11 protein-coding genes are annotated in these 13,947 nt (G+C 61.3%); 8 read left to right on the top strand and 3 right to left on the bottom strand.

Features of this window, described 5'->3' with window-relative positions; all coding sequences use genetic code 11:
* Positions 1-14: 14 nt before the first annotated feature.
* Positions 15-1,220, bottom strand: a complete 1,206-nt coding sequence (pncB, locus tag AO356_RS08535) for a nicotinate phosphoribosyltransferase (RefSeq protein WP_060739403.1) — start codon at positions 1,218-1,220, stop codon at positions 15-17.
* A gap of 248 nt (positions 1,221-1,468) precedes the next feature.
* A complete protein-coding gene (locus AO356_RS08530) occupies positions 1,469-2,377 on the bottom strand; it encodes a LysR family transcriptional regulator (RefSeq protein WP_060739402.1) in 909 nt (302 codons plus the stop codon).
* Between the two features lie 180 nt (positions 2,378-2,557).
* On the opposite strand from AO356_RS08530, the gene AO356_RS08525 reads away from it, so the two are divergent.
* The 8 genes from AO356_RS08525 to AO356_RS08490 all read left to right on the top strand — a co-directional run bounded on the left by AO356_RS08525 (position 2,558) and on the right by AO356_RS08490 (position 12,556).
* The gene (locus tag AO356_RS08525; RefSeq protein WP_060739401.1) at positions 2,558-4,048 is read left to right on the top strand and encodes an aldehyde dehydrogenase family protein; all 1,491 of its coding nucleotides are present in this window, start codon (positions 2,558-2,560) and stop codon (positions 4,046-4,048) included.
* Between the two features lie 160 nt (positions 4,049-4,208).
* Positions 4,209-5,492: an NAD(P)/FAD-dependent oxidoreductase gene (locus AO356_RS08520; protein ID WP_060739400.1), complete on the top strand. Its 1,284-nt coding sequence runs from the start codon at positions 4,209-4,211 to the stop codon at positions 5,490-5,492.
* A 370-nt stretch (positions 5,493-5,862) separates the two neighbouring features.
* Positions 5,863-6,999 carry a branched-chain amino acid ABC transporter substrate-binding protein gene (locus tag AO356_RS08515; protein ID WP_060739399.1) on the top strand — a complete coding sequence of 379 codons (1,137 nt, stop codon included), beginning with the start codon at positions 5,863-5,865 and terminating at the stop codon, positions 6,997-6,999.
* Positions 7,000-7,163: 164 nt separating this feature from the next.
* Positions 7,164-8,078 (top strand): ABC transporter permease subunit, encoded by a 915-nt coding sequence (locus AO356_RS08510; RefSeq protein WP_060739398.1) that lies wholly within the window; start codon positions 7,164-7,166, stop codon positions 8,076-8,078.
* A gap of 2 nt (positions 8,079-8,080) precedes the next feature.
* Positions 8,081-9,361, top strand: coding sequence for a high-affinity branched-chain amino acid ABC transporter permease LivM (gene livM, locus AO356_RS08505; RefSeq protein WP_060739397.1), 1,281 nt, complete (start codon positions 8,081-8,083; stop codon positions 9,359-9,361).
* Positions 9,358-10,230, top strand: coding sequence for an ABC transporter ATP-binding protein (locus AO356_RS08500; RefSeq protein WP_060739396.1), 873 nt, complete (start codon positions 9,358-9,360; stop codon positions 10,228-10,230). The genes livM and AO356_RS08500 overlap by 4 nt, the downstream gene beginning before the upstream one ends.
* Positions 10,227-10,943, top strand: coding sequence for an ABC transporter ATP-binding protein (locus AO356_RS08495; protein WP_018606262.1), 717 nt, complete (start codon positions 10,227-10,229; stop codon positions 10,941-10,943). Before AO356_RS08500 ends, AO356_RS08495 begins: the two co-directional genes overlap by 4 nt.
* An 848-nt stretch (positions 10,944-11,791) precedes the next feature.
* Positions 11,792-12,556: an SDR family oxidoreductase gene (locus tag AO356_RS08490; protein WP_003197302.1), complete on the top strand. Its 765-nt coding sequence runs from the start codon at positions 11,792-11,794 to the stop codon at positions 12,554-12,556.
* Between the two features lie 119 nt (positions 12,557-12,675).
* On the opposite strand, the gene AO356_RS08485 is transcribed toward AO356_RS08490, so the two are convergent.
* A complete protein-coding gene (locus AO356_RS08485; RefSeq protein ID WP_060739395.1) occupies positions 12,676-13,809 on the bottom strand; it encodes an AGE family epimerase/isomerase in 1,134 nt (377 codons plus the stop codon).
* Positions 13,810-13,947: the final 138 nt, after the last annotated feature.

The raw sequence follows: 13,947 nt of genomic DNA, 5'->3' as shown, positions 1-13,947 counted from the left end.
CCTTGCTTGATGTATCAAAGGGCGGCAGGTACTTGGAAAACGTGTCGCATGTAGGCGACGAAATTCGGGTCCTTGCAGTGGGTCTTGCCGGGCTCGTCTGAAATCTTGGCCACGGGTTGCCCGTCACAGCTGATCATTTTAAGCACGATGCTCATGGGCTCGACACCCGGAATGTCGCAGGTCAGGTTGGTGCCAATACCGAAGCTGACATTGATGCGACCACGCAATGCCCGAAAAATCTCCAGGCATTTGGGCAGTGTTAGGCTATCGGAGAACACCAGGGTCTTGCTCATCGGGTCGATGCCGAGCTTGTGGTAGTGGGCAATGGCTTTTTCGGCCCAGATCACCGGGTCGCCGGAGTCATGGCGCAAACCGTCGAACAGCTTGGCGAAGAACAGATCGAAATCCTTGAGGAACGCATCCATGGTGATGCAGTCGGTCAGGGCGATCCCCAGCAGGCCCCGGTACTCGCGCACCCAGCAATCGAGGGCGGCGATCTGGCTGTCGATCAGTCGCGGACCCAATTGCTGGTGGGCCATGATCCACTCATGGGCCATGGTGCCCAGGGGTTTCATGTCCAGCTCCCGGGACAGGTGCACGTTACTGGTGCCGACGAAACGCCCGGGGAAATCATGCTTGAGCACGTTGACCACTTCTTCCTGGACGCGGAAGGAAAACCGCCGCCGGGTGCCGAAATCCGCGACCTGCAGTTCGGACAGCTCCTCGGCGCTGGCGTTGGCGCTCAGCCAGTCGAACTTGCGATACAGCTGCTCGCGGGCCTGCTCCAGGACGATTTCACGGTAGCGATAGCGATTGCGCACTTCGCTGACAATGGCCAGCAGCGGCACTTCGAACAGAATCACGTGCAACCAGGGCCCGCGCAGGCGGATGAACAGTTCGCCATTGTCGATGCCGGTGTGGACGTAGCGCAGGTTGAAGCGAAACAGGCCCAGGAACCGCAGGAAGTCCGGCTTGAGAAAGCTGATACGTTCCAGGAAACCCAACTGGTCGGCACTCAGGCTCAGCTCCGCCAGGCGCTCGATCTGGAAGCGGATCTCCGCCAGGTACGGACGCAGATCTTCGCTGTTGCGGCAACGAAACTCCCACTCGACTTCGACGTTGGGGTAGTTGTGCAGCACCGCCTGCATCATCGTCAGTTTGTAGAAGTCGGTGTCGAGCAGGTTCTGCACGATACGATCGGCAAATACGCTCTCGCTCATAGGGTTCTCCTGACAGGCCGCTGCGGCGGGCAGCGGGGTGCGGCGGTTTGGGGTGAGGGGGTTAGTGGCGCATAACCTGGGTGGGGATTGCCAGTGATTTTTGGTCACCGACTCTTCTCTGGCAAGGTATCTTTCTGTGGCGAGGGAGCTTGCTCCCGCTCGGGTGCGCAGCGCCCGCATGGAAAAGGGCCGCTTCGCGCCCCAGCGGGAGCAAGCTCCCTCGCCACAGGGTTTGGTGGTGGTTGCTGTTATTGCGGCGTACCCGGGCTATCGAGCTGTTCCAGCATCCATTCCACGAAAAGCCGCACCTTGGGCACTTCCGCCGAATGTTCCGGGTAGGCCAGGTAGTAAGCATCGGTGCTCGGCATCGCATGCTGCCAGGGGATGACCAGTTTGCCGTCGGCCAGTTCTTCTTCCACCAGAAACCGCGGCAGCAGGGCGACGCCGCAGCCGACCTGGGCGGCCCGGATGCACATGTAGAAGGTTTCGAAACGCGGCCCGTGGTAGCTGTGTTCGGTGTGGTAGCCCTGGCTGTCGAACCAGTCATGCCAGGCCTGGGGCCGCGAGGCGTTTTGCAGCAGCACCAGCTCGGCCAGTTGGGTCGGGTCGGTGAAGGCCTGCTCAGGCAGGCTGCCGGGCGCGCAGACCGGCACCAGCTCTTCGTCGAACAGTCTCCGGGATTCGGTGCCAGGGCGTGAACCCTGGCCGAAGTAGAACGCCAGGTCGCTGCGCCCCTGCTGCAAGTCGTCGGCTTCCTGCTCGCTGCGCAGGTCCAGATGAATTTTCGGATGACGCAACCGCCAGCCCTTCAGGCGGGGCACCAGCCAGCGGGCACCGAAGGTCGGAGGCGTGGAAACACGCAGCACTTCGGTATCGCCACCGTAGGAGCGCAGGTAGTGGGTGGACATCTCCACCTGGGTAAGGATTTTTCGCACTTCCCCCAAGTACAACTCCCCGGCCGGTGTCAGTTGCAAGCGGCGGCGCACACGCCGAAACAGCAGGTGCTGCAACAGTTCCTCGAGCTGGGCGACCTGTTTGCTGACGGCGCTCTGGGTCAGATGGAGTTCTTCGGCGGCACGGGTAAAGCTCAGGTGGCGAGTCACGGCTTCGAAGCACTGGAGTGCGGTAATCGACGGTAAATAGCGCTTGTTGAGCATGACGAGGGCCTTTTTCTTGTTGCTCTATAAATCGAGTCAGGGGCAGCATGAATAAACGGAATGATATCTCGCTTAATGGTCGTTTGTTGGCAAGACTCGGGCCAGCTAAAACTAGAGGCCTGAGCGGACGGCGATGGTCCGTCCGCCAATCTTTTATCGCTCGTTTAGAGGAGTTACCCCATGGTTGCTGCATTGCTTGATCGTCTGGGCGTCAATCCGGCCTTGTACCAGGGCGGCACACAGCCGGTGCATTCGCCTATCGATGGCAGCCGCATCGGCGCCGTGAACTGGGAAGGCGCCGCTGAAGTCGAGCAGCAGGTCAGCCGTGCCGAACACGCCTTCGACCTGTGGCGCCAGGTGCCGGCCCCGCGTCGCGGCGAGCTGGTGCGTCAATTCGGCGACCTGTTGCGCGAATACAAGGCCGACCTCGGCGAGCTGGTGTCGTGGGAAGCCGGCAAGATCACTCAGGAAGGCCTGGGTGAAGTGCAAGAGATGATCGACATCTGCGACTTCGCCGTCGGCCTGTCCCGCCAGCTGTACGGCCTGACCATCGCCTCCGAGCGTCCGGGCCACCACATGCGTGAATCCTGGCATCCACTGGGTGTGGTCGGGGTGATCAGTGCCTTCAACTTCCCCGTCGCGGTCTGGGCCTGGAACACCACGCTGGCCCTGGTCTGTGGCAACTCGGTGATCTGGAAACCCTCGGAAAAGACCCCGCTCACCGCCCTGGCGTGCCAGGCGCTGTTCGAACGCGTGCTGAAGAACTTCAACGACGCACCACCGTACCTGAGCCAGGTGATCATCGGCGGTCGCGATGCCGGTGAAGCCCTGGTGGACGACCCGCGCGTGGCCTTGATCAGCGCCACCGGCAGCACCCGCATGGGCCGTGAGGTGGCGCCGAAAGTCGCCGCGCGTTTCGCCCGCAGCATCCTCGAACTGGGCGGTAACAACGCCATGATCCTGGCGCCGAGCGCTGACCTGGACATGGCCGTGCGCGCCATCCTGTTCAGCGCCGTCGGCACCGCCGGCCAGCGTTGCACCACCCTGCGCCGGCTGATCGCCCACGAGTCGGTGAAGGAAGAAATCGTCACCCGCCTCAAGGCCGCCTATTCGAAAGTGCGCATCGGCCATCCGCTGGAAGGCAACCTGGTCGGGCCACTGATCGACAAGCACAGCTTCGACGGCATGCAGGACGCGCTGGAGCAGGCCCTGAGCGAAGGCGGGCGCGTGTTTGGTGGCAAGCGCCAGCTCGAAGACCAGTTCCCGAATGCCTATTACGTCTCGCCGGCCATCGTCGAGATGCCCGAGCAGAGTGATGTGGTGCGCCACGAGACCTTCGCACCGATCCTGTACGTGGTCGGCTACAAGGACTTCGCCGAGGCCCTGCACCTGAACAATGCCGTGCCCCAGGGCCTGTCGTCCTGCATCTTCACCACCGACGTGCGTGAAGCCGAGCAGTTCATGTCGGCCGTGGGCAGCGACTGCGGCATCGCCAACGTCAACATCGGCCCGAGCGGCGCGGAAATCGGCGGTGCATTCGGTGGCGAAAAAGAAACCGGCGGCGGTCGCGAATCCGGCTCCGATGCCTGGCGCGGCTACATGCGTCGCCAGACCAACACCGTGAACTACTCGCTGGAGTTGCCGTTGGCCCAGGGGATTACCTTCGACTGAGGCCGGATCTTCAATTCGTGGAGATCCTTTGTGGGAGCGAGCTTGCTCGCGATGGCAGTCTGTCAGTCGCACAGTCATTGAATGTGCCGCCGCTATGGCGAGCAAGCTCGCTCCCACACTGAACAGTGTGATGGTTGGGTTTCTTTTTCGGAGTCTGGCAATGCCGTTACGCGAAGAATGTCTGTGGGAAAAACTGACGCCGCAAAGGCCTGAAAACACTGCCCTCACCGGCGAAATCACGGTGGATGTCTGTGTGATCGGCGCAGGGTTCACCGGGCTGTCGGCGGCGGTGCACTTGCTCGAACAAGGCAAGCGCGTGGCCGTGCTGGAAGCCCATCGGGCCGGGCATGGCGGATCGGGGCGCAACGTCGGCCTGGTGAACGCCGGGCTATGGATCCCGCCGGATGACATTGAGGCCGGATTCGGCGAGGCGGTGGGCAGCCAGCTCAACCGCATGCTGGGGGGCGCGCCGGCCCTGGTGTTCAGCCTCATCGATAAATACAACATCGATTGCCAGTTGCGCCGCGAAGGCACCTTGCACATGGCCCACAACGCCCGGGGCGAAGCCGACCTGCGCAGTCGCGAAGCTCAATGGAAGCGTCGTGGCGCCCCGGTGGAATTGCTCACCGGCCAGGCCTGTGCCGAGGCCACCGGCACCTCGAAAATCGCCGCGGCCTTGCTCGACCGCCGCGCCGGCACGCTCAATCCGATGGCCTACACCAGCGGGCTGGCCAAGGCCGCCACGGACCTGGGTGGCCAGTTGTTCGACCATTCGCCGGTGACGCGCCTGGAACGTCAAGGCCAGCGCTGGTCGGTGCAGACCGCCCAGGGTTCGGTATTGGCCGAGCAGGTGGTGATTGCCTCCAATGCCTATACCGAGGGTGACTGGACCGAGCTGCGGCGCAATTTCTTCCCGGGGTATTACTATCAGGTCGCGTCCGTCCCGCTGACCGACGAGGCCGCCCAACGCATTCTGCCGGGCGGGCAGGGCTCGTGGGATACCCGCCAGGTGCTGAGCAGCATCCGCCGGGACAAGGACGGTCGTTTGCTGCTGGGCAGCCTGGGCAACGGCAACCGCAAGCCGACCTGGTTCCTCAAGGCCTGGGCCGACCGGGTGCAGCAACACTACTTCCCTTATCTCAAGCCGGTGGAGTGGGAGTGCACCTGGACCGGTTGCATCGCCTTCACTCCCGATCACTTGATGCGCCTGTTCGAACCCGCTCCCGGGCTGGTAGCCGTGACCGGCTACAACGGCCGAGGCGTGACCACCGGTACGGTGGTCGGCAAGGCGTTCGCCGATTACCTGTGTCACGGCAATACCCAGGCCCTGCCGATCCCGTTCGCCCCCATGCAGCCACTGGCCGGGGTGGGGCTGCGCAGTTGCCTGTATGAGGCGGGCTTTTCGCTGTATCACGCGGGCCAGTGCCTGCGGATCGTCATTTGAGTGTTGAAAGTTGTTGCTGGAAGCCGCGTTTTCCGGCGTAGCGTCTAGCCTGTTATGGTGCGGGTTGTAGCAGTCGCGCACCGACAGTGTGCAGTTCGGTGACGTGGGTTGTTACACAGTGGTTGCACGCCGTTTCGCGCGATGGTTGCAATGATGGCTCATGGAGGGTTTTACCCGTTTGTATAAAAGGTTGCACCTTGTGCGGTTTAGACGGTTGCACGCCCCATGAAAAAGGGCCCGAAACAGTCGAAATAACAATAAAGCAGCGACTTTTTTCAGAATAAAAAACCGATGGCACGGCCCTTGCTCTGAGCTTTTCAGTGAAGTGAAGTCGCAGTGCCAACTAAAAAAAACCTTGGAGCACCACCTCATGTCCCAGACGTTTTACAAGAAAGGTTTCCTGGCCCTCGCAGTGGCAGCTGCGCTGGGTGTTTCTGCGTTTGCCCAGGCTGATGTGAAATTCGGTGTGGCGGGGCCGATGACCGGCGCCAACGCCGCATTCGGCGAGCAGTACATGAAGGGTGCCCAGGCGGCAGCCGATGCCATCAACAAGGCCGGCGGCGTCAACGGCGAGAAAATCGTACTGGTCGCGGGTGACGACGCCTGCGAACCCAAGCAGGCCGTGGCCGTGGCCAACCGCCTGGTCGACCAGGACAAGGTGATCGGCGTGGTCGGGCACTTCTGCTCGTCCAATACCATCCCGGCCTCCGAGGTCTACGACGAAGCCGGCATCATCGCCATCACCCCGGGCTCCACCAACCCACAGGTCACCGAGCGCGGCCTGAGCGCAATGTTCCGCATGTGCGGTCGTGACGACCAGCAGGGCATCGTGGCAGGTGACTACATCGTCGACGTGCTCAAGGGTAAGAAAGTGGCTGTGCTGCACGACAAGGACACCTACGGCCAAGGCCTGGCGGATGCCACCAAGGCACAACTGGCCAAGCGTGGCGTGAAGGAAGTGCTGTATGAAGGCCTGACCCGCGGCGAGAAAGACTTCAGCGCCGTGGTCACCAAGATCCGTTCGGTCGGTGCCGACGTGGTCTATTTCGGTGGCCTGCACCCGGAAGCCGGCCCGCTGGTTCGCCAGTTGCGTGAGCAAGGTCTCAAGGACGTGAAGTTCATGTCCGACGACGGCATCGTGACCGACGAACTGGTCACCACCGCCGGCGGCGCGCAATACGTCGATGGTGTGTACATGACCTTCGGCGCCGACCCACGCCTGCTGCCAGACAGCAAGGCCGTGGTTGAAGAGTTCCGCAAGAATGGCACCGAGCCTGAAGGCTACACCCTGTACGCCTACGCTTCGGTCCAGGCCCTGGCCGCCGGTTTCAATGGCGCCAAGTCCAATAAAGGCGAAGACGCGGCCAAGTGGCTCAAGGCCAACCCCGTCCAGACCGTGATGGGCAAGAAGGAATGGGACACCAAGGGCGACTTGAAAGTCTCCGACTACGTGGTCTACCAGTGGGACAAGGATGGCAAATACCACCAGCTGGAAAAACAGAAGTAAGGGCTGACGCGACCGTCAACGCCGCCTTTGGGAACCGGGCAAACCCCGGTTTCCAAAGGGCGCGTGCAGGTCGTGCCTGGCATTGCTCCGACGTTAATCTGTATTTTCCTTAGAAGAACCGCGCACCCGAAGGTGTGCAGGTTCTCACTGCGTGAGATTGCGTTATGGATGGTATTTTCCTGCAGCAACTGATCAATGGCCTGACCCTCGGGTCGGTCTATGGTCTGATCGCCATCGGCTACACAATGGTCTACGGCATCATCGGCATGATCAACTTCGCCCACGGCGAGGTTTACATGATTTCCGCTTACCTCGCGGCAATCAGTCTGGCTCTGCTGGCTTATTTCGGTATCGAATCCTTTCCGCTCATGATCCTTGGCACCCTCGTGTTCACGATCGTGGTCACCGGGGTGTACGGCTGGGTCATCGAACGCGTCGCCTATAAACCCCTGCGCAACTCGACCCGGCTGGCACCGCTGATCAGCGCCATCGGTATCTCCCTGATCCTGCAGAACTATGCGCAGATCAGCCAGGGTGCTCGCCAACAGGGCGTGCCGACATTGCTCGAAGGCGCCATGCGCTTCGATTTCGGCAGCGGTTTCGTCCAGCTCACCTACACCAAGATCTTCATCCTGATCGCCGCATTCGCGGGGATGGGCGTGCTGACCTACATCATCAAGTACACCAAGCTCGGACGCATGTGCCGCGCCACCCAGCAAGACCGCAAGATGGCCTCGATCCTGGGGATCAACACCGACCGGGTGATTTCCTACGTATTCATCATCGGCGCGGCCATGGCGGCCCTGGCCGGCGTGCTGATCACCATGAACTACGGCACATTCGACTTCTATGCCGGCTTCATCATCGGCATCAAGGCGTTCACCGCGGCAGTACTCGGCGGCATCGGTTCCCTGCCTGGGGCCATGCTCGGCGGGATCATCCTCGGGATTTCCGAGTCGCTGTTCTCCGGTCTGATCAACTCCGACTACAAAGACGTGTTCAGTTTCTCGCTGCTGGTGCTGATTCTGATTTTCCGTCCCCAAGGCCTGTTGGGTCGCCCACTCGTGGCGAAGGTATAAGTATGTCTGCTGCCAATAAACCGCTTGATATCAAACAAAGCGTCATCGACGCGATCCTGGCTGGCTTGATCTCGCTGATCGTGTTCGGGCCCATTGTCGGCGTGGTGCTCGACGGCTACAGCTTCAACCTGCAACCGGCCCGCGTCGGCTGGCTGGTGGCGATCGTGATGATCGGGCGCTTCGCCTTGAGCCTGTTCCTGCAAACCCCCAAGGGACTGAAGATTCTCCAGGGTTTCGAAAGCACCGGCTCTGGCGTGCACGTGCTGCCGCCGGACTACAAATCGCGGCTGCGCTGGATCATCCCGGCACTGATCGTGATTGCCATCGTGTTTCCGTTCTTCGCCAACAAATACGTGCTCACGGTGGTCATTCTCGGGCTGATCTATGTGCTGTTGGGCCTGGGCCTGAACATCGTGGTCGGCCTGGCCGGGTTGCTCGACCTGGGTTACGTGGCGTTCTATGCCATCGGCGCCTATGGCCTGGCGCTGGGCTACCAGTACCTGGGGCTGGGTTTCTGGACGGTGCTGCCGCTGGCGGCCATCGCGGCGGCGATGGCGGGGTGCATATTGGGATTCCCGGTGTTGCGAATGCACGGTGACTACCTGGCCATCGTGACCCTGGGCTTTGGCGAGATCATTCGCCTGGTGCTCAACAACTGGCTGTCGTTCACCGGTGGGCCGAATGGCATGCCGGTTCCTTCACCGACTTTCCTGGGGCTGGAATTCGGCAGGCGGGCGAAGGATGGCGGGGTGCCGTTCCATGAGTTCTTCGGCATCGACTACAACCCCAACATCAAATTCCTGTTCATCTACATCGTGTTGTTCATCACTGTGCTGCTGGTGCTCTACGTCAAGCATCGCCTGACCCGCATGCCGGTCGGTCGTGCCTGGGAAGCCCTGCGCGAGGATGAAATCGCCTGCCGCTCCATGGGCCTGAACCATGTACTGGTCAAGCTCTCGGCGTTCACCATTGGTGCGTCCACGGCTGGCCTGGCCGGGGTGTTCTTCGCCAGTTACCAAGGCTTCGTCAACCCCTCGTCGTTCACCTTCTTCGAATCGGCGCTGATCCTGGCGATCGTCGTGCTCGGCGGCATGGGCTCGACGGTCGGTGTGGTGATCGCGGCATTCGTACTCACCGTGGCACCGGAGCTGCTGCGCAGCTTCTCCGAATACCGGGTGCTGCTGTTCGGCGTACTGATGGTGTTGATGATGATCTGGCGCCCGCGTGGCCTGATCCGTATCAGCCGTACCGGCGTGACGCCGCGCAAGGGGGTAGCGCCATGAGCGAAGTCGTACTCAAAGTCGAAAACCTGATGATGCAGTTCGGTGGCATCAAGGCCCTCAGCGATGTCAGCCTGCAGGTCAAGCGCAACTCGATCTTTGCCCTGATCGGCCCCAACGGCGCGGGCAAGACCACGGTGTTCAACTGCCTGACCGGTTTCTACAAGGCCACGGGCGGCAAGATCGAGCTCAACGTGCGTGGCGAGCAAACCAACGTCATCAAGCTGTTGGGCGAAGCGTTTCGCCCGACGGACTTCGTCTCGCCGAAGTCCTTCGCCAGCCGGCTGTACTACAAGATGTTCGGCGGCACTCACTTGGTGAACCGCGCCGGTTTGGCCCGTACTTTCCAGAACATTCGCCTGTTCAAGGAAATGTCGGTGCTGGAAAACCTGCTGGTGGCCCAGCACATGTGGGTCAACCGCAGCATGGTGGCGGGCATCCTCAACACCAAGGGCTACCGCAAGGCCGAAAGCGATGCGCTGGACCATGCGTTCTATTGGCTGGAAGTGGTGGACCTGGTGGATTGCGCCAACCGTCTGGCCGGGGAGCTTTCCTACGGCCAGCAACGGCGCCTGGAAATCGCCCGGGCCATGTGCACCCGCCCGCAGATCATCTGCCTCGACGAACCGGCCGCGGGCCTCAACCCTCAGGAAACCGAAGCGCTGAGCGCGATGATCCGGCTGCTGCGCGATGAGCATGATCTGACCGTGGTGCTGATCGAACACGACATGGGCATGGTAATGAGCATTTCCGATCACATCGTGGTGCTGGACCACGGCAACGTGATCGCCGAGGGCGGTCCCGAGGCGATTCGCAACGATCCGAAGGTGATCGCGGCCTACCTGGGTGCCGACGAAGAGGAACTGGTATGAGTGGACCTATCCTCGAACTCAAGGAATTGGACGTGTTCTACGGGCCGATCCAGGCCCTGAAAAAGGTCTCGATGCACATTGGCGAAGGTGAAACCGTGAGCCTGATCGGCTCCAACGGTGCCGGCAAGTCCACGCTGCTGATGTCCATCTTCGGCCAGCCCCGTGCGGCGGGCGGACAGATCATCTACCAGGGCGTGGACATCACCCACAAGTCGTCGCACTACATTGCCTCCAACGGCATCGCGCAGTCGCCGGAAGGGCGACGGGTATTCCCGGACATGACCGTCGAGGAAAACCTGCTGATGGGCACCATTCCCATCGGTGACAAATACGCCAGCGAAGACATGCAGCGCATGTTCGAGCTGTTTCCACGGCTCAAGGAGCGCCGCAACCAGCGGGCCATGACCATGTCCGGTGGCGAGCAGCAAATGCTCGCCATCGCCCGGGCATTGATGAGCCGGCCCAAGTTGTTGCTGCTCGATGAGCCGAGCCTGGGGCTGGCGCCGATCGTGGTGAAACAGATCTTCGCCACCCTGCGTGAACTGGCGTCCACCGGGATGACCATCTTCCTGGTGGAACAGAACGCCAACCACGCCCTCAGGTTGTCGGACCGGGCCTATGTGATGGTCAACGGTGAAATCCGCCTGACCGGCACTGGCAAGGAACTGCTCGCCAACGAGGAGGTGCGCAACGCGTACCTGGGCGGGCATTGAGGCGGCTGCTGTAATGGAAAAACCGGCGAGAGATCGCCGGTTTTTTTTATCTCTTCAAACCACCACCCACCCTTGTGGGAGCGAGCTTGCTCGCGATGAGGGCGTCACATTCAACATGTTCATCGACTGATCCACCGCTATCGCGAGCAAGCTCGCTCCCACAGGAATTTGGGTATGCAGGCAATTGTGGACAACAATCCTGAGCCCCTGCGAAACCGCGACATAAAGTCGCCGCAAACAGTTGTTTTGTCACGGTTTTGACTTGTCCCCGTTTGCTGTGGAGCTGGCTGTGGGTAACGTGGGAGTAGCTGGCTGCAAGCCTTATAATCCGTGGCTTGCAGGGCTGTGATCGTTTTTTGATCAGGCGTTTTTGGTCAAGCGGGAGCGGCTGTTGTCAACACTTTTATGAGCGCCGGAATGGACGCCAAAGACAGTGGGCAAGCCTGTGGATAAGTCTGTGACTAAACTCTGGAAAGACCGCGCTGAGCGCCGTCGTTACTGGCTTGGAGCCATCGCCCATTTCGCAGTGGCTTATAGCAGATAACTTGCGCTGCACAACCTCACTTGCAGGGTCAAGCGAAAAAAAAATTCCAAATACCCCGAAAAGCCTTGTGCACAGCGGCCTGCGGGATTTGCACTTGCCCCCGATTACTGTGGACGTGCCTGTGGATAAGGTGCGAGCAACCGGCTGCGGGCCTTGTTGGGCGAGGCCTGGCGTGGATTGGTTGTTTTATGAACAGTCGTGGGCCAAAAGCTCATGCGCAAGCCTTGCCCCTGGCGTGCCAGGCCGGGCATGCTGTGGGCCGATTTCCATTCAATGGCTTTTGAGTTCAAACAAGGAGAACACGATGTCTGACACCCTGTTTATCACCGGCGCGACGTCCGGTTTTGGTGAAGCCTGTGCCCGTCGGTTTGCCGAGGCCGGTTGGAAACTGGTGCTGACCGGTCGTCGTGAAGAGCGCCTCAATGCCCTGTGTGCCGAGTTGTCGAAGCAGACGGAAGTCCATGGCCTGGTCCTGGATGTGCGTGATCGCAAGGCCATGGAAGAAGCCATCGCCAACCTGCCGCCATCCTTCGCCAAGCTGCGCGGGCTGATCAACAATGCCGGCCTGGCCCTGGGCGTCGACCCGGCCCCCAAGTGCGACCTCGATGATTGGGACACCATGGTCGACACCAATGTCAAAGGGCTGATCTACAGCACGCGCCTGCTGTTGCCGCGCCTGATCGCCCACGGCCGTGGCGCCGGGATCGTCAACCTGGGCTCCATCGCCGGCAACTACCCGTATCCGGGCAGCCACGTGTATGGCGCGAGCAAGGCGTTCGTCAAACAGTTCTCCCTGAACCTGCGTTGCGACCTGCAAGGCACGGGCGTGCGGGTGAGCAACATCGAGCCGGGCCTGTGCGAGAGCGAGTTCTCCCTGGTGCGCTTCGGTGGCGACCAGGAGCGCTACAACGCGACGTATGCCGGCGCCGAGCCGATCCAGCCACAGGACATCGCCGATACGATTTTCTGGGTGCTCAACGCCCCGGCACACATCAACATCAACAGCCTGGAGCTGATGCCGGTGAGCCAGACCTGGGCCGGGTTTGCCATCGAGCGCAACAAAACATAAGACTGCGTTATCGTTCATCGCGGGCAAGCCTTGCTCCCACAGGCTTGATTCATTCCTGGGAAGTAGGGCTGCTCAAATCCCTGTGGGAGCAAGGCTTGCCCGCGATAGCGGTTTGCCAATCAGCCTAGATAATCGGCCAGCCCGCGATAGCAGGTCAGCAGGTGGTACGGGGTGGTGGACGGCATGTCCCGGCGGCTGACGATGCCGTTGGCGTCCAGGCATTCGTTCCAGCCCTTGGCATGCAGGAAGTGTTGCTGCAAAGCCTGCAATTGACGCAGTAACACTCCCTGGTTGCCAGGGCGCAGTGTCAGTGCCCGCAGGTACTCGGCCTGAGCCCAGATGCGTTGGGTGGCATCGCGCGGGCTTGCTTGTGGTTCCTGGTCCAGCATCGCGCACACCGCGCCGGATTCCGGATCGACGCCGCGTTGTTCGGTATGGTCGAAGCTGCGCTCCAGGGCGGTGTGCAGCTTGCCGTTGCGCAACAGCGGCGATGAGGCCAGCAAGTAATACCATTCGAACTGGTGTCCCGGCTCGAACCAGTTATCCACAGCCTTGAGCGGTTTTTCCATCATGACCCGTTGCTGCGGCTCGATGAAATGCTTGGCCATTGCGTCGCACAAGCTCAGCAATGCTTGACGGACGTTGGCGTCTTCGCGGACCGAGAGCGTGGCCAGGAAAGCTTCGGCCAGGTGCATCAAGGGGTTTTGCAACGGGCCGGAGCCGGTCGTTGACCAATCGCGCTTGAGGCTGGCTTCGTAGAGCCCGTCTGCGCTGGCAAAACGTTGGGCGATGACTTCCAGGCTGGCGTTGAGCACCGACTCCACCAGCGGTTCGCGGACCTTGTCCCAGTAATGGGCGCAGGCGAACAGGATGAAGGCATGGGTGTAGAGGTCTTTGCCGGTGTCCAGCGGCGCGCCTTGGGGGTCGATGCTGTAGAACCAGCCGCCGTGTTCGGCATCGTGGAAATGCCGTTGCAGCGAGCGGAACAGGGCGCTGGCCCGCTCCTCGGCCTGGGGGACTTCGCCAATCAGGCTGGCGAACACATACAACTGCCGCGCACAGGCCATGGCGCGGTAGCGCTGGGGCGGCAGCGGCGTATGTCCGGCATCCAGGGACTCATAGGGCAGCGCCAGTTCGGCATTCCAACCCGGGCCTTGCCACATCGGCACGATCACGTCGTGAAAATGCTGATGCACTGTTGCGAACAGGGCGATCAATTCAGGCTGGGGGGCGGGGCGGGAAGCATCAGGCATCGGCGGAAGTCGTCACGGCTGGGGGAGGCGATTGCGCGACATGGTAGCAGAGTGACCGACTCCAGAGAGATGGCGCTTGTAAGTCCGTCATCGCGAGCAAGCTCGCTCCCACAAGGGCCACCGATCAAAGTGTGGAAG

The organism is Pseudomonas fluorescens (assembly GCF_001307275.1).
Lineage (GTDB): Bacteria > Pseudomonadota > Gammaproteobacteria > Pseudomonadales > Pseudomonadaceae > Aquipseudomonas > Aquipseudomonas fluorescens_AA.
This window is presented reverse-complemented; position numbering and strand designations above follow the sequence as displayed.